We start from the raw sequence: 20,018 nt of genomic DNA, 5'->3' as shown, positions 1-20,018 counted from the left end.
GAGATGCCTAGTCCCATTCTTGAAGTCAAGAACCTCGATGTCACCTATACAGGACGTCATGGCCTTTCGAAGAAGGTCATCAACGACGTTTCCTTCGACCTGCATCCCGGCGAAACGGTCAGCCTGGTGGGCGAGTCCGGCTCGGGCAAGACCACCATCGGACGGGCGATCCTCGGCCTCGCACCGGTGACATCAGGATCAATCACCTTCTGCGGTGAAACCATCAGCAACATTTCCCGATCGGAGCGACGCAGGATCGCGCGAGGCATCCAGGTAGTGTTCCAGGATCCCTATTCCTCGCTGAACCCATCCATGACGGTGGAAGACATCCTCGTTGAGCCCATGCAGGCGGCAGGGGCTTCAGGCGGACGGGACCGTGTTCGAGAGCTGTTGGACTCCGTCGGCCTGCCGAGCGACTCTGGGAGCCGCTACCCGAAGGAGTTCTCGGGCGGACAGCGGCAACGCATCGCCATTGCACGCGCGTTGGCCCTGGATCCGGCCGTCATCATCTGCGATGAGCCAACGAGCGCATTGGATGTGACGACCCAGGCACGCGTCCTGGCGCTCCTGAAGGACCTCCAGCAACAGACGGGCGTGGCTTACCTTTTCATCAGCCACGACCTCGGCGTTGTGAACCTGATCAGCGATCGGATCGGAGTCCTGTACCAGGGTTCGATCGTGGAACTGGGAGAACATGTGGCCACCAAGCCCCAGCACGAGTACACCAAGCGCCTCCAGATGGCAGCGCCTGTGGCCGACCCCAAGAAGCAACGCGAACGCCGGGCGGCCCGGTTGAAGCTCCTGGCCGATGAAAAGGTTGGCGCGGGCCGCCTCTGAATTCCGGTGCAGCCCCTCGACCCCGGCTACCACCGCGGACCTGGCACGCCAGCGGTCCGCACCCGAATCAACCCTGTATGGAGACCCCTATGGCACTCGCTGCCGCTCCCAATGCCCCCCGTTTTGAACACCGCACCGACTCCGGCCCCGTCCTCGGGCTGGGAACGGGAACGCCCCGGCTGTCCTGGTCGGTTCCGACTGCCGACGCCGCTTATTCGCAGACGGCCTATGAGGTTGAAGTGACCCGAACGGGCCAGGCGGAGGTTTACAGGGTGGAGAGCCCCGAGCAGGTGCTGGTCCCATGGCCCGCTCCCGCCCTCTCCTCTCGGGAACAGGCAGAGGTAAGGCTACGCGTTGCCCACAATTCGGACTGGAGCGGTTGGAGCGAGAAATCACTCGTCGAAGCCGGCCTCCTCAACACCGACGACTGGCAGGCCGACTTCATCAGCCCCGTCGGTGTCGGCGGACAGGACATGCCTGCGCCCATTCTGGCCGGGACCATTGACGTGCCGGTTGAAGTAGCCAAAGCACGCCTCTACGCCACCGCCCACGGAATTTATGTTGCCACGCTGAACGGGCAGCGGATCGATGACAGTGTCCTGGCCCCTGGCTGGACATCGTATGAAAACCGACTCCGGTACCATACCTACGACGTCACGGCGCTCGTGCGCCAAGGTGCCAACACCCTGGACATGCTCTTGGGCAACGGCTGGTACCGCGGCCGTCTCGGTTTCGAAAACAAGCGTGCACTGTATGGGGACAGACTGGCAGTGCTCGCCCAGCTTGAGGTCACAACGGTCGACGGCGGCACTTACGTCCTGCTGTCGGACGGCTCCTGGACGGCCCGGGAAAGCAACATTCTGTCAGACGACCTGTACGACGGGCAGCGGACCGACCTGCGCGTCAGGAATGCCGTCGGCGCCCCGGCAACGGGCACGGTGGAAGCCATCACTGCCGATCTCTCCCGCCTTGTCGCCCCCGAAGGCCCGGCGATCCGGCCAACGGAGGTTATCCAGGCGCAGTCCGTTTTCACGTCGCCTTCCGGGCAGACGCTGGTGGACTTCGGCCAGAACCTGGTCGGCTGGGTCCGGCTCCGGGCCCACAACCTGCCCGCCGGCAGTGAGGTTGTCATCCGCCACGCGGAGGTCCTCGAGAACAGTGAACTCTGTACCGAACCGCTGCGCACGGCCAAGGCAACGGACTCCTACCTCGTTGCAGGCGCGGCCGAGGAAACGCTGGAACCAGAGCTCACCCTGCACGGCTTCCGCTACGCCGAAGTGGCAGGTGTGCGGGGGCTCAGGGCAGAAGACATCGAGGCCGTTGTTGTCGGATCGGACCTCCGACGGACCGGATGGTTCTCCTCGTCCAACGAACTGCTCAACAGGTTCCACGAAAACGTTGTGTGGAGCGTACGGGGCAACTTCGTGGATGTTCCCACTGACTGCCCGCAGCGCGACGAACGGCTGGGCTGGACGGGGGATATCCAGGTCTTCGCGCCCACAGCCTCGTTCCTTTTCGATAGTGCAGGCTTCCTGAGGTCCTGGCTGGCGGACCTTGCCGCCGAGCAACTGCCGGACGGTTCGGTACCCCACGTTATTCCCGACGTCGTGCATTCAGATTTCACGAACGCCCCCACGGCGGCGTGGGGTGACGCAGCAGTGCTGGTCCCATGGACGCTTTACCAGCGGACCGGGGACGTCCAGGTCCTGGAACAGCAGTTCCAGAGCATGTGTGCGTGGGTAGACAAGGTTGCCGCGCTGGCAGGCCCTGACCGATTGTGGACGGGTGGATACCAGTATGGTGACTGGCTGGACCCCAGTGCGCCGCCGGAGGATGCCGCGCGAGCCCAAACAGACCCCGACGTTGTTGCATCGGCTCATTTCGCCCGCTCGGCAGAGGTCCTCGGCAAGGCGGCTGCAGTGCTTGGGCGTGACAATGACGCTGCTCGGTATGCCACGCTGGCCGAAGAGGTCCGTGCCGCCTTTGCCCGGTCGTTTGTCACCCCTTCCGGCAGGATCCTCTCGGACAGCCAGACGGCTTATGCCATGGCCCTGGAATGGGCGTTGCTTCCCGCTGAAGAACAGCGGGCGGAAGCCGGCCGCCGCCTGGCCGATCTGGTGCGTGTCAGCGGATTCCGGATCAGCACCGGATTTGTTGGCACCCCGCTGGTTTGTGACGCCCTTACCTCCTGTGGGCACGTGGACACGGCCTACCGCCTTCTGCTGCAGACGGGCTGCCCGTCATGGCTCTACCCCGTCACCATGGGCGCGACCACGATCTGGGAACGGTGGGACAGCATGCGGCCGGATGGCAGCGTCAACCCTGGCGGCATGACATCGTTCAACCACTACGCGTTGGGTGCCGTCGCTGACTGGATGCACCGCAGCCTCGCGGGCCTGGCGCCTGCGGCTCCTGGCTACCGCGCGCTTGAAGTGCGGCCGTATCCGACGGCGGCACTCACGTCGGCATCCGCCAGTCACCTGACTCCCTACGGCGAGGCGGCTGTTCAGTGGGAGCGTACCGGCGGACGGCTGAAACTGGACGTAAAAGTGCCAGTGGGCGCTACAGCCCAAGTTCATGTTCCCGGTGCCCCGGAGCCCGAAACGGTTGCGCATGGCGAGCACACCTGGGACGTTTCCGATCCCACGACAGCCTCGGAGAGCCAGGCAGCCGAAACCATCCGCGACGTGCTTGACCATATGCCTGCCGCGTGGTCGGCTGTGGTGGCTGCCGCCGTCGAAACCGGCGTCACCCCCGAGGGCGAAGCCCAGGCGGCAGACAAAATCAGCCGGTACCTCAACGAACCCGCCAACACATTGGGGACCGTGCTGGTCCCCGAACCGTGGGTCAATGGACGGGCTCCGCTGCGAAAGCGCGTGGCCGAAATCCTTGCTGAGCCGCGTTCATGACGGCTCGGGACAGGACCGGGAACTCCGGGCTGAAGCCTATTTTGCCTGGCTTCTACCCGGACCCCACGATCTGCCGGGTGGGCGAAGACTACTACCTGTCGACGTCGAGCTTCGAATACTTCCCCGGCGCACCCGTCTTCCACAGCCGGGACTTGGTGAACTGGTCGCAGATCGGCCATGTCCTCGACCGCAGGAGCCAATTCAAGCTGGGGGACCCCCGCCCGTCAACGGGCATCTACGGATCCACGCTGCGCCACCACAACGGCATGTTCTGGTTCATCACCACCAATGTCAGCGACTACGAATCCGGCCAGGTCCTGGTGCACGCAGAGGACCCGGCCGGACCATGGAGCGACCCCGTCTTCATCGCGGGCGCAATCGGCATCGACCCCGATCTGTGCTGGGACGACGACGGCGCCTGCTATCTGAGCTGGAAGGCCATGAGCTTTACCGAAGGTGAGATCGGCATCCTTCAGGCCCGCCTGGATACCGCCAACGGCCGACTCCTGGGCGACCCGTATCCGATCTGGCAGGGAAGCGGCATGGGTGCCGTGGAGGCACCCCACCTTTACCGCGTTGACGACTACTGGTACCTGCTGCTTGCCGAGGGCGGAACCGAGCGCGGGCACTGCGTCACGGTCGCCCGCAGCATGCGGCCATCCGGGCCGTTCGATCCCTGCCCCACAAACCCCGTCTTTACGCACCGCAGTTCGATCCACCCGGTTCAAAACGTAGGGCACGCCGATCTTGTGCAAACACCGGAAGGGGAATGGGCCGCCGTCTATCTCGGCGTCCGCCCCAAGGGCCCTACACCGGGCTTCCACGTCCTCGGACGAGAGACATTCATCGCGGGTATTGACTGGGTAGACGGATGGCCGTGCTTCGACGAGGACCGCTTCGACGTCCCGGCAACGGAGACTGCATTTACGGAGAACTTTTCCACAGGGGAGCTGGACGCCCGATGGGTAGTCCCCGGCGGCGAACCTGGCAACGTGACCATCAGGAACGACGACGGCGGCATCAGCCTTTCCAGTTTGGCTGATGGAACCCCGGGGCTGCTCTGCGCACGTGTTCGTGACCTCGGTTGGGCTGCGGAAGCGACCCTCTCCGGAGCAGGCAGTTTCCAGCTCCGCCTCGACGACCGGTACTGGTACGGACTGACGGTTCAGGACGGACAAGTCCGGGCGTCGGCCAGTGTGGGCGATATCCGTCACGACCTGGGAACAGCCGACGCAACGACGCCCACGGTCACCCTTCGCATCGAAAGCGTGCCGGCGTCGTCCCCCACTGTCCCTCTTGGCCATGGCGGGCCTGACGAGATCGTGCTGTCCGTCGTCGGGCCTTCACAGCCCCGTGAACTCGGAAGGCTGGACGGCCGCCACCTTTCCACCGAAGTGGCCTCCGGCTTTACGGGCCGGATGTTGGCACTTCAGTCGGCGGGCCCCGAAGGCAAATTCCTGTCCGTTAGCTACACACCCCAGCCCCTGCAGTAGGAACTCATCCCCATGCCATTTACACAGAACGCGACCGTGGCGGACATTCTCGCCGACCCCAAGGCTTCGTCCGTGCTGGACCGCCACCTTCCGGGTTTCCGGACCTGGAACGATTGGACGCTCTCACCGCTGGCGAAGCTGGCGGAGATTGCCCATTGGGCGAGGGGAGTCGGAGCGATGGATCCTGACCTGACAGCACTGTGGGAGGAATTGGGAACTCTGGAATCCTCGCCCGTGGTCAAGGAGATTCCTGCGGCGCCGCCGGGGCCCCTAGCGGATTATGAAGCATCCGGCCGTGTACGTGCCCGAGCCGTCATCGATTCCGTCAGGTCCGCTCAGCAGTGGGGTGTTGCAGAAGTGGTCCTGGAGGGTCCGTCACACGGCAATCCATTCACGGACGTGGAGATCCACGCGACGTTCCGATGCGACGGAGATTCGGTACAGGTCGGCGGATTCTATGACGGGGACGGCGTCTACCGCATCCGGTTCATGCCGCCGCGTCGCGGCCAGTGGGCGTTTGAGAGCGGGTCCAACGCTTCCTCGCTTGATGGGCTCACCGGAACAGTTGACGTAACCGGGCGGGATGAAGGCAACCATGGCCGGGTGGTGGTCCGGGACATGTTCCATTTCGCCTATGAGGACGGCACTGCCTACTTCCCGTTCGGGACTACCGCCTATGCCTGGACTAACCAAACTCAGGAACTGCAGGACCAGACGCTTCGAACACTGGCAGATTCTCCGTTCACGAAGATCCGCATGTGCGTTTTCCCGAAATCCTATTCCTACAACGCCAACGAACCCGACAACTACGCCTACGCCCGGAACGCCGACGGCAGCTGGGACTTCACCCGCTTTGACGTAGCCTTCTTCCGCAACTTGGAGCAGAGAATTTTAGGCTTGCAGCAACTAGGTATCGAAGCGGACCTGATCCTCTTCCACCCTTACGATCGTTGGGGCTTCTCGGATATGCCGGCGTGGGCCGATGACCTGTACCTCAGCTACATCGTGCGCAGGCTCGGCGCCTTCCGCAACATCTGGTGGTCCCTGGCCAACGAATACGACTTTATGCAAACCAAAAATGAGGCCGACTGGGAACGGTTCGCTGCCGTGGTCGGCCGGGAAGACCATGCGGAGCACCTGATCTCCATCCACAACGGGGCCAAGTTCTACGACTACTCCCGGCCGTGGGTCACGCATTGCAGCATCCAGCGGACGGACAACTACGTCTCTGCGGAAAACACGGATTCATGGCGGAAGCAGTGGGGTAAGCCTGTTGTCATCGACGAGGTCGGTTATGAAGGCGACGTGGCGGAGGGCTGGGGCAACCTCAGTCCACAGGAGCTGGTCCGCCGCTGCTGGGAGGGCGCAGTCCGCGGCGGCTACGTCAACCACGGCGAGACGTACCTCGATAAGGACGACGTGATCTGGTGGGCCAAGGGAGGCACCCTCAAAGGCCAGTCGCCGGAGCGCATCGGCTTTCTCAGCGGTCTGGTGGCCGAATCACCCAGCGGGCGGTGGGACCCGCTGCCGGGGGATTGGGACTCCCGGACAGGAGGCGACGACGACCACCGGATAATCTACCTCGGTCTGGGCCGCCCCCGATTCCGGTCGGTCCTCGTGCCGGCAGGAGCTGCCTGGCACGTGGACATCATCGACACTTGGAACATGACGGTCGATACGTTGCCGGATCCCGTGCAGGGGCGGGTGGTAATCGACCTGCCAGGACGGGAGTACATGGTCATCCGAATCCGTCGTGCATAAAACGTTGCACAGATTCATTTGAACATGTTGAGCTGCCTTGACGCCTCAATGCAGGCTCGATTAGTCTATAACGGACAACGTTGCACACCGATGCGACGGCGTTCCACTAGCCCTCGTTAGGGCTTCTGATCCGCACCACTTCGCGGCAGAAATATTAATCTGTTGTGAGGAACCAGCATGGCGCCAAATCTGAAACACGGCCAGGACGAAGAACAGGTCCAGGTCCAGCAAAGCAATGAGAAGTTCCCTTTCGTCGGGCTTGTGGTCCTCTCTGCTGCCATTTTTGTTTCGATGGCTACCGAGTTCCTGCCGGCCGGACTTATCCCCCAGCTATCCGGGGATTTTGACCGCTCGGTGTCCGAAGTCGGAAACCTCATCACGGTCTTCGCGTTGACGGTGATTGTCACGGCCGCACCTCTGGCCGTTCTCACCCGCCGGATTCCGCGCAAGGGAATGGTCCTTGGCTCGTTTGCCGTCATCGGTGCGGCCAATCTGATGACAGTAGTTGCGCCGACGTTTGAGGTACTGCTTGTGGCCCGTGTGCTTGGTGCCGTAGCGCACGGTGCCTTCTGGTCCGTTGTGGCGGCCTACCCGGCGCACCTCGTCCGTCCCTCACAGTTGGGCAAGGCCACGGCGATCACAGCGGCCGGAGGTTCTGTGTCCGGGGTCGTCGGCATCCCTCTCGGTAATGCCCTGGGGCAGGCCTTTGGCTGGCGGGTGTCATTCGCCGTACTCGCTGTGCTCGTGTTGATCGTTTTTGTGTTGATGATCCGCCTCCTTCCAGCCATACCCAGGCAATTGCCCGCCCGGACAAGCAAAGCGAAGGTCCGTTACGGGCAGGACAAGAGCTTGCCCGCCATCCTGATGGTTTGTCTTCTCATCCTGCTTGTCGTGGCGGCGCAAAACGGCTTCGGAACATTTCAAGTGGTGTGGCTGCTGGATGTCGCCCATTTCGCCCCAGGCGCCATCCCCATTGTTCTCCTGGCCGGGGGAATCGCAAGCGCGGTCGGAGTCGCCTTGGTGGGTGGCATTTACGGCCGGTTCCCGCGGAGGTTGTTCCTCGGTGCGCTGACAGTCATGGTTGTCATACTGTGCGCTGTTCCCCTGGCCGCAGCCAGCGGCTCAACGACCATTGTTTGGGTTCTCGTCATCCTCATGGGGGCCGTTTTCGGCGGCATACCAGTCATGCTTCAGACACGGATGATGTGGTCGGCTTCCCCAGGCAGCCGTAATCTGGCGGCGGCCCTTCAAACCACCGCGTTCAACGTCGGTATTGGGGGAGGGGCGTTCTTCGGCGGGCTCGCCGTGGAGGAAACATCCATGGCCGTTTTGCCCTACTGGGCTGCCGGCGGCATGTTCCTAGCCTTGCTCACAGCCGGCATCTGGGAAATCTACAGCGGCCCTGGCCGCAGGAAAATTCGCCCGCAACCCTCAACGGAACAGCCAGAGAACTGGACGCACCAGACGGCCGATGAGTAGTACGGGCCGCCTCCGAAATCACGGTACGAATTTTCGCCAACCCGAACACCAGAAAGGACCACTCTCCATGCTCTTCATGGATGAACAAACCAAGACCCGCGAGATTCTCGAGGACGAAGCGGGCCGGAACGCCCTCCGGATTGCACTTCCTGAAGTGGTCGACAAACCCGCGAAGTTCGGCGGCGCACTGGAGCTCCCCATCGGCGCCCTGGCCACAGTCTTCCGCGTCAAGGAAAGCATCCAAGCAAAGCTCTGGGAACGGCTGGCGAGTATTCCTGCCAAAGAGCGCACCGAGCCGCTCCCCGTCAAGCCCAACGAGGACTACGAGGGACCGGAAGTGCCCACCGCTTCGGCCGCCATCTCCGCTCCGGCGGCCGGGAAAGTCAATGCCACGCTGGAAATCGTCCTTGGAGGGCCAAGGCATGACAACCCCTTCACCGACGTCGAATTGCACGCGAACTTCAGGCTCGGCGATATCGAACTACGCGTAGGCGGCTTCTACGACGGTGACGGCAGGTACGTGATCCGTTTCCTTCCGCCGAAACCCGGAACGTGGGAATTCCGCACTCTATCAACGGCCCGTTCGCTGGATGGACACGCCGGCACCATTACGGTCGAGCCCTCCTCAGCACCCGGACCGGTCCGAGTCGCTGAGACATTTCACTTCGCCTACGCCAATGGCGAGGTCTACCGCCCGGTTGGCACCACTCTCTACGCATGGACGCATCAGAGCCAGGAACTTCAGGAGCAGACGCTGGAGACGCTGGAAAAAAGCGCCTTCACCAAGGTCCGTATGTGCGTCTTCCCCAAGGCATTCATCTTCAACGACAACGAGCCTGAGTTGTATCCCTTCAATCGTGACGGCGACACCTGGGACAGCTCACGATTCAACCCGGCATACTTCCGTCACCTGGAGAAGCGGATCCGTGACTTGGAAGACCTCGGAATCCAGGCCGATGTGATCCTCTTCCACCCCTACGATCGCTGGGGCTTCCAGGACCTGGGCAGGGCCGCTGACGACCGATACCTCCGCTACGTCGTCCGGAGGCTGGCAGCCTTTCCAAACGTATGGTGGTCCCTGGCGAACGAATACGACTTCATGACCACCAAACGGCGCGATGACTGGGAACGATTCGCACAGATCGTCACCGATGAAGACCACGCGGACCACCTGCTGTCCATCCACAATGGCACGCGCATGTACGACTACTCTGCAGAGTGGGCAACCCACTGCAGCATCCAGAAGGTCGACTATTACAAGACCGCCGAACAGGTCACCGACATGCGGGAACAGTGGGGCAAACCCGTTGTCCTCGATGAAATTGGCTACGAAGGTGACCTGGAATATGAGTGGGGAAGCCTGTCAGCAGTTGAAGTTGTCCGCCGGGCCTGGGAGACAACCCTCCGAGGCGGCTACTACACCCACGGCGAAACGTACTACGACGACAACGACGTTCTCTGGTGGGCCAAGGGCGGACAACTCGTAGGACAAAGCGCCGAAAGAATCGCATTCCTCGACCGGCTCATCGGAGAATCCCCAACCGGGCGGCTCGAGCCGATCCTGCGGATGTCCCCAACACCGATTGGCGGCGTCGAAGGCAAATACGAACTCCACTACCAGGGCTATAGCCAGCACCGGTTCCAGACGATTGATATTGCCGAGGGCCATACGGCCCAGGTCGACCTGATCGACACCTGGGCGATGACCATAGAGACGCTACCGGACACGTTCACCGCGGGACAACGGATTGAACTGCCCGTCCGGCCTTACATGGCGTACCGGTTGCGGATTGAACGAATCGCATCTTGAGAAGGGAACAGGGGTGAAAAGGGCGGCTTTTCACATGGAAATCCGCGCACCAAGGAGGCACACATGTTGAGGATCGGTATTCTGGGAGCATCCGGGATCGCGCCTGCCGCGGTCATCCGCCCCGCCCAAAGACGGGACGACGTCGAGATTGTGGCTGTTGCATCCCGCCGCCGAGGATCCGCGGCGGAGTACGCCAGACTGCACTCCATTTCCCGTGCTTATGGTTCTTACGAGGAACTGCTTGGAGACGCCGAGGTTGACCTCATATACAACGCGTTACCGCCCTCGCAGCACGCTAAATGGTCGATCCGAGCGATGGAGCGTGGCAAGAACGTGCTTTGTGAAAAGCCATTCGCGATGAATGCCGTCGAAGCGCAGAAAATGCGCGACACCGCAGACCGGACTGGCCGGCGACTGATCGAAGCGTTCCATGATCGCTATCACCCTTTGAGCCTCGAACTGGACGCCATCAAAGCATCTGGGCGGCTAGGGAGAACCATCTCGATTCGCGCCGAGTTTTCGGCCAGCATCCCATACGACTCCGGTTCGATCCGTCACGACCCACAAGTCGGTGGCGGGTCTCTCATGGATCTCGGCTGTTACCCGGTCCACTGGGTGCGCTCGTTTCTGCGTGAAGAGCCCCAAGTGACGAGCGCCAAGGCAACCCTGAATGCCCTGGGTGCAGACATGAGCATAGAAGCAGACTTGAAGTTCCCCTCCGGTGCGGCTGCGACCGTTTTCTGCACCATGGACGAAGGGCCGCTGGTGCAGACATTCGACGTTGTCGGATCCTTGGGAAGACTCTACGTGAAAGGCCTGGTCTTCCCCTCCCACGGGCACAGCATCGCGGAGAGTATTGCGGGAGTCACGAGAGTACGGACCGTTCAAGGAACAGAAACCTACGACCATCAGTTGGATGCGATCGTCAAATGCATCAAAAGCGGGGAATCGCTGCTGACGGAAGGCACGGATTCGGTTCGAAACATGACGGTGATTGATGCCATCTACAAAGCCTCCGGGGTCCGGACCACCACAACCCCTGCCACAGCCAGCCCACACATAGACAAGGACGTTCAGTGAGACTTCCCTTTAACACCGGTTGGACGGTGAAGCCCAAAGTCAGCAGCTTCACGGATATCGTCGGCAGTCGAAACGCCGGGAAATCGGTGACGCTTCCTCACGATGCGATGATCGAACTGCCCCGTTCAGCAACGGATGGCGAAGGAGCGTCAACGGGCTTCTTTCCTGGTGGTGTAGTCGAGTACGCGAAGACCTTTGACGTCCCCGAAGCGTGGCTCGATAAATGCGTGAGCATTGAATTCCAAGGCGTCTACCGTGACGCGATGGTGTTCGTCAACGGTTCCTTCGCCGGGCAACACCGCAACGGGTACGCACCATTCCGCCTCCCTCTGGACGGCCATCTGCGCCATGGGGAACCCAACACCGTACGGGTGGAAGCCCGAGCCCATCAGGACTCCCGATGGTACTCCGGGCTCGGAATTCATCGCGACGTCACGCTGATCGTGAGCCCGCTGGTACACATACCCGTCGACGGGGTACGCATCACGACACCGGATGTCGACGGTGAAGGAGCGGTTGTCGAAATTTCCACTTCAATACGGAGCGAAGACCGCCAAACACGGGAACTGACGCTAAGGACAGAAGTGTGCGACGAGCAGGGCCGGGTTGTGATTCACGACGAGGGCCTCATCACCATCGCCCCGCAAAGCTCAACAACCATTCGGCAGCGTCTCTACGTTGTTCAGCCAAGGCTGTGGAACACGGACCAGCCTCACCTGTACCAAGCGCGCCTGACGTTGAACGCCGGCAGCCAGAAGCAAGAGGAAACTCTTACCGCTTTCGGCATCCGCAAACTTCAGCTCGATCCGCAGCACGGACTGCGCATCAACGGGGAAACGGTAAAGCTCCGGGGTGCCTGTATTCACCATGACAACGGGCTGCTGGGTGCGGCTGCCATTGGTCGGGCAGAGGAGCGACGAATCGAGATCTTGAAGTCTGCAGGTTTCAATGCGATCCGCAGCTCCCACAACATGGCCAGCCTCGCCATGCTGGAAGCCTGCGACCGTCTGGGAATGCTTGTTCTGGACGAGGCTTTCGACATGTGGTTCGAGGGCATGAAGCCTTTTGACTACTCTCTTGATTTCCCTGAATGGTGGGAACGGGACATTGAAGCGATGGTGACGAAGGACTTCAACCACCCAAGCGTCATCATGTACTCCATTGCGAACGAGGTTCCCGAATCCGGTTCCGGAAACGGTGCCATTTGGGGGCGCCGCATCACCGAAAAGATCCGCGCTCTCGACGACACCCGCTTCACAACAAATGCCATCAGCAGCTTCTGGGCAGTGAGCGGAGAAATCCTGGAAGAGTTCGTGGCGGAAGTGTCATCCCTGCAGGCCCGAGGCGTCAACGATGTCATGAACGCGATGACTGACATCTTCGACCGCATCACCACCTCGGACCTCGTTACCCAACGGACCGCCGAATCACATGCAGCCGTCGACGTAGCAGGACTCAATTACGCCGAGCAGCGGTACAAGACCGACGGCGTCCAGTTCCCCAACCGCGTGGTACTCGGCACTGAAACCAACCCGCGCCAAACCGACATCATCTGGGGGCTTGTTGAAGAGCTCCCATTTGTCATCGGAGACTTCACGTGGACTGGCTGGGACTATCTCGGTGAGGTCGGCCTGGGCAGGACAGATTACACCGACCACGAAGGTGCAGCTGGCGGCGGCGACCCCGACTACCCATGGCTGCTTGCCTGGTGCGGCGACATCGACATCACGGGTTACCGTCGCCCGGCCTCGTACTACCGCGAAATCGTCTACGGGCTCCGCAGCGAGCCGTACCTTGCTGTGTTCAGGCCAGAGAACCGCGGAAAACGCCGTCTGGAGATGCAGTGGGCGTGGAGTGACACCGTGTCGAGCTGGACCTGGGATGTGCCGGAAGGGACTCCCATGGAAGTCGAGGTATACAGCGACGCCGAAGACGTGGAGCTCCTCCTCAACGGAATATCGGTTGGACGGGCACAATCCGGAGCGGCGAACCACTACCGTGCTCTCTTCACGGTTCCCTATCAACCCGGGACACTCACCGCAGTGGCGTACGACAACGGAAAAGAACGAAGCCGCACGGCGCTGACTAGCGCCAGTGAACCCGGACTGGCAGTGAACATCGACCGCGACCAACTATCCGCAAACGAGGCAGATCTGGCCTTCGTGTCACTGGAACTCCTTGATCCTTCCGGCAATCTCGCTACCAATGCCGACCGGGAAGTTTCCGTGCAGGTCACCGGTCCCGGAATCCTGCAGGCACTTGGGAGCGCACGACCCGTCAGCACCGAGAGTTTCAACACCAGCAGGTGCACAACATTCGATGGAAGGGCGCTGGCAATCATCCGACCGACTGCCGCCGGCATCATCGAGGTGACCGTATCCTCTCCGGATCTCCACGACGTGCACAGCAAGATAACGGTGGCACCCACACAGAACGGGCTCAAACCGGCCCCGGCAACCGCAACGAGCAAGCCCCACTAATTTATGACCAGGTTCCGGCCTAGGAGCCTCTGATGCGCACATTCTCGCGGCTGGAATATTTATCTGCCTGTTGTAAGGAACAGAAATTGAAATCATTCGAGAAATATGGCCAAGAGCAGACGATCTGAAACTGCCATGACGCAGGAGCGCTTACCCTTGGGAGGCTTGCTCCTATTCCATAATGTTCGCCACGACAGTTGACACGAGGCCCATCTTCATTTAGGCACTGCGTTCTACGCCCGGGCAACAAGGATCATCCACTAACCATCCGCCACATGGATGCGGGGACCGCTTCGGGAAGACGTGGATCGCTGAAGTCCTGTAGAGCCGTTCGTTCGTAAAGTTTCTGGTTACGGCGTGCACAAAGGGACAGAGAGTATGAACGTGACTGAAATCGACAAGTTTGGTGGTGGTGAAGCCGAGCCTAAGCAATTTCCCGATGCGAGGGTGAGAATGCAGGACGTCGCCGTAGCGGCCCTTTCATCACCAAATGGTTGTGTGCAAGTCGAATGCGATGGGCTTTCAGCGTCTCCCAAAAGGGCCCCGGGTGCTTGCGGGTCTTGCTTGTTCATCAGACACCAGCTGGTGTTGGGTTGGAGTCCCAACTTGAGTCCAGTTGCGGGTTATCGTCGACTTTCTTGATGCGAAATGGGCTCGATCGCCCGAATTCTGTGCTCCCAAGCCAAAATTCCACCCCTTAGATAGGCTGTCCCCGTGACGGACGAGATAGAGTGGCCCGCCTTGCCAGCTCCTCACGCATGCGGCCATAGCTGCTGCCGTGACCGTCTCACGCGCTGGCGCTAATCCGCCCACGCGTGCCGAACTCAACTGCATTGAAACCGCGGCAGAGGACGCTCCTGCCGTCGAACTGACGGGTGCGGAGCTTGACAACAACTGAAAGGAAGCCATGAAAACGCATGATCCATTTGCACCAGCATCCGGTATCGAATCCTTCGAAGTCATCAGCGAATCCTTCGAGGATGGCCAGGTTCTTCCGGAAGCCCAACGCAGCGCCGTCCTGGGAGCCGGCGGGCAGGACGAATCGCCCCAGCTCACCTGGTCGGGCGCGCCCGAGGGAACCAGGAGCTACGCAGTCACCGTCTTCGACCCCGATGCCCCAGGCGCGGGCTACTGGCATTGGGCTGTGGTGAACATCCCGGCAGACGTCACCTCCCGCCCGGCCGGTGCAGGTTCCCGGGACAACTCCCGGTTACCGTCTGGTGCGGTGCAATTGAAGAACGACGCCGGATATGCCGGTTTCGTGGGAGCTGCCCCGCCTCCCGGGCACGGTCAGCACCGGTATTTGCTGGTGGTCCACGCCATGGATGTTGAGCGGCTGGACCTGCGCACTGATGACACCCCGGCCGCCCTGCAATCCGCTCTCTCCACCCACACCTTGGGCCGGGCGAGGCTGACGGGAACCTTCGAACGCCGCTAGGAGACTGCTGAATTAGTCAAGGTTGGGGCGCGTCGGCTGGACTCACGTGTCTGGTGGTTAAGACTGGTCTTATGCAGGGACGCGAGGACGCGCAACGCGGGTATTTGGATGTGGAGGCGCTGGCCGGAGAGTTGTTGGCTCCGGGCAGTGTCTTCGCTTTTCTGGCCAAGCATCGGGGGCGGTTGTTTCCGGATTCGATGATGGAGGACCTGTTTCCGTCGCGGCGGGGCCGGCCTTCGGTTCCGGCTCCGGTGATCGGCTCGGTGCTGGTGTTGCAGTCGTTGCAGGGCCTCTCTGACCGGGAAACAGCCGAGGCTTTAACCTTTGATCTGCGTTGGAAAGCCGCGTGCGGGTACGGGCTGACCGATACCGCGTTCCACCCGAGCACCCTGACGTACTGGCGCAGGCGTCTGGCCGGTTCCGGGAACCCGCACCGGATCATGGAAGCTATCGCCGAGGTCGTCGCGGAGACCGGGGTCCTGAAGGGCAAACGCCGGCGGGCTGTGGATTCAACAGTGTTGGATGACGCGGTCGCGAGGCAGGACACCATCACGCAGCTGATCGCGGGGATCCGCCGCTTCGGCCGTGACCTCCCCGGCGGCCGGGAACTGCTGGCCAGCCAGGCCACAGGCTATGACTACACGCGCACCGGCAAACCGGACATCGCCTGGGATGACCAGGATGCCAAGGAAGGGCTGGTTTCGGCGCTGGTCACCGACGCGCTGGCGCTGCTGGCCGCGGTCGATCCCGAGACCTTGGACGGCAGGGCGGCCGATGCGTACGCGCTGCTCGCACTGGTCGCCGGGCAGGACGTGGAACCGGCCGAGGATTCGGACGGGACCGACGGGCGGTGGCGTATCGCCCGCAAGGTCGCCCCGGACCGGATGATCTCCACCGTGGATCCGGAGACCCGGCACGCGCATAAAACCCAGTCCCGGCAGCAGGATGGATTCAAGGCCCATCTTGTCATCGAGCCCGATACCGGACTGATCACCGCCGTGGAGCTGACCAAGGCCTCCGGGCCGGAGAACAGTGACGGGACCGTTGGTGCCCGGCTGATCTCCATGGATCCCACGATCGCCGGCACCAGCGTGGACGTCCTGGCCGACTCGGCCTACGGTTCCGGGGAAATGCTCGCCGCTCTCGCCCGCACCGGCCATACCCCGGTGATCAAACCGTGGCCGCTTCGCCCTGCCGTCGAGGGCGGGTTCACCCTCGATGACTTCACCGTCGATGAAGCAGCCGGCACCGCAACCTGCCCGAACGGTATCACCAGGAACATCACCGCCAAACGGCGGGTCACGTTCGGCGCCGCCTGCACCGGCTGCCCCCTCCGGCACCGGTGTACCGCCTCACCGCGGGGACGCAAGCTCGATCTCCACGAACACGACGCGCTGCAGCGCGAGCACCGTCAACGCGCCGCGGACCCGGCCTTCCGGGACGCTTACCGCAGGCACCGCCCGATGGTCGAGCGGTCCATCGCCTGGCTCACCCGCGGCAACCGACGCGTTCCCCACCGCGGCATCAAACGGAACAACGCCTGGCTGCACCTACGAATCGCGGGACTAAACCTGCGACGCCTGCTGGCCCTCGGACTCACCACGAACAAGGGATCATGGGCGCTGGGATGAACCGCCCGCCGGACCGGATCCATCGGTAAAAATCGCTGGATGACACCCCAGATCTGCGGCAGAATGTACGCAAGCGGGCGGAACGACCCCGTTGTCGCACCCAAGGGTGCTGACCAGAACACGCCGCTAGACGGCCATTGGCGGCGTTCCGCCCGCCCCAACATCCCGCTAATTCAGCAGTCTCCTAGGGCGTGTCTCCCAAGCCCTGAGGCGGTTGTCCGGAATGCTTGATGTCTCTCGTATTTCTATGTTTTGACTGATGGGCAATGGGCTCTCATTATGTCGTTGCTGCCGTCTTCCAATGGTCGCCGGGGTCGCCCCTTCCGGGACGACCGGCGGGTGGTCGAGGGCATTATTTACCGGTACGGCTGCGGGATCGCTTGGCGGGATGTGCCGGCCGAGTTGGTCCGAGGCAGACGCTTTGGAAGCGGCACCGCCGCTACAGCGGTGACGGAACTTGGGACAGTATCCTGGCCGCGCTGTTGACGGTCGCGGATCGGCGTTGCCAACTTAACTGAGACCGGACCCGTGCTGGTACTGATTTGGTACCATTGGTGGATGGCTATGAATCTGCGTGTTCCCGAAGATCTGGACCGCCGGCTGGACCAGCTGGCGGCAGAGGAACACACTTCTAAGTCTGCGTTGCTGCTCCAGGGTGCAGAGCTCGTCCTGCAGCGTCACCGTCGGACCCGTGATATCGGCGAGGGCCTGGATTTCGTGTTGAGCCATGATGCCGAGCTTTTGACGCGCCTTGAGGATGCGTGACCGAGTACCTCGAGATTGAGGACGCTTTGCAGGTCGTTGACCGGTTTGGATTCCATGTCCGTGATATCGGGCTTCTGGCCTCGGCACTGGCGAGGCCTGCGACCACTGTGATGGGAGTGGAAGCCTATCCGCAATTAGCGACGAAGGCAGCGGCGCTCATGGAGTCGGTGGCGCGGTTTCATCCACTGATCGACGGCAACAGGCGTATGGCGTGGACGCTGACGGTTCTGATGCTCTGGATCAACGGCTACCGGCATAACTTCAGCACTGACGAGGCCTTCAATCTCGTCGTGGGTGTGGCAGCCGGCGACATCACACTGCGGGACAGCGCGGGGACGATTGCGACCCACCTAGTCAGACGGTAGCCCTGCGTTCACCTGCGGTTCGGAGATGCTTCGAAGTGGCAAAAAGAGAGTGTTGACACTGTCAACACATTCGGCGTCGGACTGGGCCATATCTCGGCCGGATTGCCTCGGATTGGTTATGTTTTCGGGAGTTCCCAGTATTTGCCAGGGCTGGAATGCAGTTCGAGTCCCACCTCGGCACGTGTTTCCCTTGTCAGAGTGGATTCTAAGTTCGATTCAGAATTTTATTCGCCATCTTTTGGCCGCTTTTGTGCAGGGATAGCATTCCGATAACGCCTGGCACTACTAGACCGGCGCTTGCTGCCTCCCCGAAGGACCCTCCATGCCCCTTTCCCCGCAACAATTCGCCCTTAACCCGATTCAGTGGCTGGCCACAGAAGACGGATGGATTAATCCACGGCTCGCGCCGCCGCTCCACGACATGCTGCCGGTTATCGCTGGGTCCGGATTTGCTGCCATTAAGACCGAAGTCCCGGCCGGTGTTTCCGCTGAGGCCTATCGTGCAGAACTGGCCAAGGCCGGCGTCGGGCCCGGACCAGGCTACGTACCCATGCCTTGGGTCATGGACGACTCGGATCGACTTCCGTACTTCGAACGTGCCCGCCTGACCGCAGCCAACAACGCGGCCCTGGGCGTCCCCCTGGTCTTTCTGGCTCTTGGAATGGACCAGGCTGCCCCCGGGTCCGCCATCCGGGGGTGGGATATGACAGCCGCGAAGACCGCCTGGCGCAAATATCGGAATACATCGCGCGGGCAGCCGAGATCATGGCCTTTGAAGGCGCGACCCCAGCCCTGCACCCCCATGTCGGAACGTGGATTGAAACTGTCGACGAAGCCAGATACGTTCTTGACCGGGTTGATGAGAGCGTCCTCAAATTCGGGCCGGACGCTGGCCATCTCGCGTGGACAGGGGTTAACCCCGCCGACGTCATTGCCGAATACGCGCCCAGAGTCGCGGGAATCCATATTAAGGACTACCACAGCAGTATTGCGCGGCGGAGCAGAATCGAAGACATTGACTACCGATCGACTGTGCTGTCGGGTTTGTGGACCGAGCCCGGTACCGGGGACGCCAACATCGAGGAGGTGCTGGCTGCGGCCGGGCCGGCTTTCACAGGCTGGGTGGTGGTTGAGGTCGACAGGGGCTCGGTCCCTCCGGCTGAAAGCATCAGACGATGCGGCGCATGGCTGACCAACCGATTCGCGTTTCAGAACGCCGGCAGTTGACAGAGATGACACGAACGCAATTCGCTCTGGTCGACACGGGAGTCATCGGCACCCATCACGGCAAAGTCATGCATCAGTTGCATGACGAGCTTGAGTTGGTCGCGGTTGCGATCCGAACGTAGCCCGGGCGCGGAGTCTTGCTGCGCTGCATGGTGCCGGCGCCTACAGCACTCTTACCAATGCCCTCTCTGACGTTGAGTTCGACGCCGTATCCGTCTGTACTCCTACTGGAGCCCACGGCGAGGTTGCGATAGAGGCGTTCCGGTCCGGCAAACACGTACTTATCCAGACGCCGGCCGACGTTTCCCTCGCAAAAACCGATGCGAACATCGCTGCCCAGCAGCGGGCGGGCACGGTCCTCAGCGTTGTATCGCAATACCGCTTCGACCCGGCGACAGACATTGTTCTCGCCGCGATTGGGTCGGGGTCTGGGACGGCTCACTTCCGGAAGTGCCGCCATCAGCTGGTGGCGAGGCCAGAAACACTACGACTCGGGGGACTGGCGGGGTACATGGCGCCTGGACGGCGGGGGAGCTTTGATGAATCAAGGGTGTACACAGTGGATCTCCTTGTCGCCGCGTTGGGCACGCCGATGGAGGTATTTGCATACACCGCATGCCTGGTCCATGAACGCCTGGAAGTGGAGGACGTGTCGGCTGCCGTAGTGAAGTTCGCAATCAGTGCGCTGGGTGTGCTGCGCACCCACAGCCGGGGCGGACCCGGGCTCGCTGTCTGATTCACAC

14 protein-coding genes and 2 pseudogenes are annotated in these 20,018 nt (G+C 61.8%); all 16 read left to right on the top strand.

Going from position 1 to position 20,018, the window contains the following annotated elements; genetic code table 11:
* The first annotated feature begins 3 nt into the window (after positions 1 to 3).
* On the top strand, positions 4 to 837 hold the full coding sequence (locus tag AU175_RS01535; protein WP_066285299.1) for an ABC transporter ATP-binding protein: 834 nt from the start codon (positions 4 to 6) through the stop codon (positions 835 to 837).
* 89 nt (positions 838 to 926) lie between these two features.
* Positions 927 to 3,746: a family 78 glycoside hydrolase catalytic domain gene (locus tag AU175_RS01530; RefSeq protein ID WP_082978949.1), complete on the top strand. Its 2,820-nt coding sequence runs from the start codon at positions 927 to 929 to the stop codon at positions 3,744 to 3,746.
* Entirely contained in the window at positions 3,743 to 5,239 is a 1,497-nt protein-coding gene (locus AU175_RS01525; protein ID WP_066285298.1) for a glycoside hydrolase family 43 protein, read from the top strand. The genes AU175_RS01530 and AU175_RS01525 overlap by 4 nt, the downstream gene beginning before the upstream one ends.
* Positions 5,240 to 5,251: 12 nt before the next feature.
* Positions 5,252 to 7,000: a DUF5605 domain-containing protein gene (locus AU175_RS01520; RefSeq protein WP_066285297.1), complete on the top strand. Its 1,749-nt coding sequence runs from the start codon at positions 5,252 to 5,254 to the stop codon at positions 6,998 to 7,000.
* A 177-nt stretch (positions 7,001 to 7,177) separates the two neighbouring features.
* Positions 7,178 to 8,479 (top strand): MFS transporter, encoded by a 1,302-nt coding sequence (locus AU175_RS01515; RefSeq protein ID WP_066285296.1) that lies wholly within the window; start codon positions 7,178 to 7,180, stop codon positions 8,477 to 8,479.
* A gap of 67 nt (positions 8,480 to 8,546) precedes the next feature.
* Positions 8,547 to 10,289, top strand: coding sequence for a DUF5605 domain-containing protein (locus AU175_RS01510; RefSeq protein ID WP_066285295.1), 1,743 nt, complete (start codon positions 8,547 to 8,549; stop codon positions 10,287 to 10,289).
* A 63-nt stretch (positions 10,290 to 10,352) separates the two neighbouring features.
* Positions 10,353 to 11,369, top strand: a complete 1,017-nt coding sequence (locus AU175_RS01505; protein ID WP_066285294.1) for a Gfo/Idh/MocA family protein — start codon at positions 10,353 to 10,355, stop codon at positions 11,367 to 11,369.
* On the top strand, positions 11,366 to 13,849 hold the full coding sequence (locus AU175_RS01500) for a DUF4982 domain-containing protein (RefSeq protein ID WP_066285293.1): 2,484 nt from the start codon (positions 11,366 to 11,368) through the stop codon (positions 13,847 to 13,849). Before AU175_RS01505 ends, AU175_RS01500 begins: the two co-directional genes overlap by 4 nt.
* Before the next feature lie 907 nt (positions 13,850 to 14,756).
* A complete protein-coding gene (locus tag AU175_RS01495; protein ID WP_066285292.1) occupies positions 14,757 to 15,287 on the top strand; it encodes a YbhB/YbcL family Raf kinase inhibitor-like protein in 531 nt (176 codons plus the stop codon).
* Between the two features lie 71 nt (positions 15,288 to 15,358).
* Positions 15,359 to 16,918 (top strand): IS1182 family transposase, encoded by a 1,560-nt coding sequence (locus AU175_RS01490; RefSeq protein ID WP_066285291.1) that lies wholly within the window; start codon positions 15,359 to 15,361, stop codon positions 16,916 to 16,918.
* A gap of 279 nt (positions 16,919 to 17,197) precedes the next feature.
* Positions 17,198 to 17,415 (top strand): annotated as a pseudogene (locus AU175_RS21070) (transposase); the annotation flags it as partial.
* Between the two features lie 61 nt (positions 17,416 to 17,476).
* Positions 17,477 to 17,683, top strand: a complete 207-nt coding sequence (locus AU175_RS01485; protein WP_231938419.1) for a ribbon-helix-helix protein, CopG family — start codon at positions 17,477 to 17,479, stop codon at positions 17,681 to 17,683.
* On the top strand, positions 17,680 to 18,048 hold the full coding sequence (locus AU175_RS01480; protein WP_066285289.1) for a type II toxin-antitoxin system death-on-curing family toxin: 369 nt from the start codon (positions 17,680 to 17,682) through the stop codon (positions 18,046 to 18,048). The genes AU175_RS01485 and AU175_RS01480 overlap by 4 nt, the downstream gene beginning before the upstream one ends.
* A 555-nt stretch (positions 18,049 to 18,603) precedes the next feature.
* The gene (locus AU175_RS01475; protein WP_082978948.1) at positions 18,604 to 19,275 is read left to right on the top strand and encodes a sugar phosphate isomerase/epimerase family protein; all 672 of its coding nucleotides are present in this window, start codon (positions 18,604 to 18,606) and stop codon (positions 19,273 to 19,275) included.
* Positions 19,276 to 19,420: 145 nt separating this feature from the next.
* Positions 19,421 to 19,582, top strand: a pseudogene (locus tag AU175_RS22675) (Gfo/Idh/MocA family oxidoreductase); the annotation flags it as partial.
* Positions 19,583 to 19,834: 252 nt separating this feature from the next.
* A complete protein-coding gene (locus AU175_RS22160; RefSeq protein ID WP_231938417.1) occupies positions 19,835 to 20,011 on the top strand; it encodes a hypothetical protein in 177 nt (58 codons plus the stop codon).
* The last annotated feature ends 7 nt before the right edge of the window (positions 20,012 to 20,018 follow it).

Origin of the sequence: Arthrobacter sp. B6, from assembly GCF_001663775.1 — a bacterium.
In the GTDB taxonomy this organism is placed as follows: Bacteria; Actinomycetota; Actinomycetes; order Actinomycetales; family Micrococcaceae; genus Arthrobacter.
The sequence above is the reverse complement of the archived record's forward strand: the minus strand, read 5'-3'. Positions and strand labels throughout refer to the sequence as shown.

What these genes read in the sequence shown, in the direction of transcription:
- AU175_RS01535 (WP_066285299.1), top strand. Translation starts at nt 4, where the DNA reads ATGCCTAGTCCCATTCTTGAAGTCAAGAACCTCGATGTCACCTATACA.
- AU175_RS01530 (WP_082978949.1), top strand. Translation starts at nt 927, where the DNA reads ATGGCACTCGCTGCCGCTCCCAATGCCCCCCGTTTTGAACACCGCACC.
- AU175_RS01525 (WP_066285298.1), top strand. Translation starts at nt 3,743, where the DNA reads ATGACGGCTCGGGACAGGACCGGGAACTCCGGGCTGAAGCCTATTTTG.
- AU175_RS01520 (WP_066285297.1), top strand. Translation starts at nt 5,252, where the DNA reads ATGCCATTTACACAGAACGCGACCGTGGCGGACATTCTCGCCGACCCC.
- AU175_RS01515 (WP_066285296.1), top strand. Translation starts at nt 7,178, where the DNA reads ATGGCGCCAAATCTGAAACACGGCCAGGACGAAGAACAGGTCCAGGTC.
- AU175_RS01510 (WP_066285295.1), top strand. Translation starts at nt 8,547, where the DNA reads ATGCTCTTCATGGATGAACAAACCAAGACCCGCGAGATTCTCGAGGAC.
- AU175_RS01505 (WP_066285294.1), top strand. Translation starts at nt 10,353, where the DNA reads ATGTTGAGGATCGGTATTCTGGGAGCATCCGGGATCGCGCCTGCCGCG.
- AU175_RS01495 (WP_066285292.1), top strand. Translation starts at nt 14,757, where the DNA reads ATGAAAACGCATGATCCATTTGCACCAGCATCCGGTATCGAATCCTTC.
- AU175_RS01490 (WP_066285291.1), top strand. Translation starts at nt 15,359, where the DNA reads ATGCAGGGACGCGAGGACGCGCAACGCGGGTATTTGGATGTGGAGGCG.
- AU175_RS01485 (WP_231938419.1), top strand. Translation starts at nt 17,477, where the DNA reads ATGGCTATGAATCTGCGTGTTCCCGAAGATCTGGACCGCCGGCTGGAC.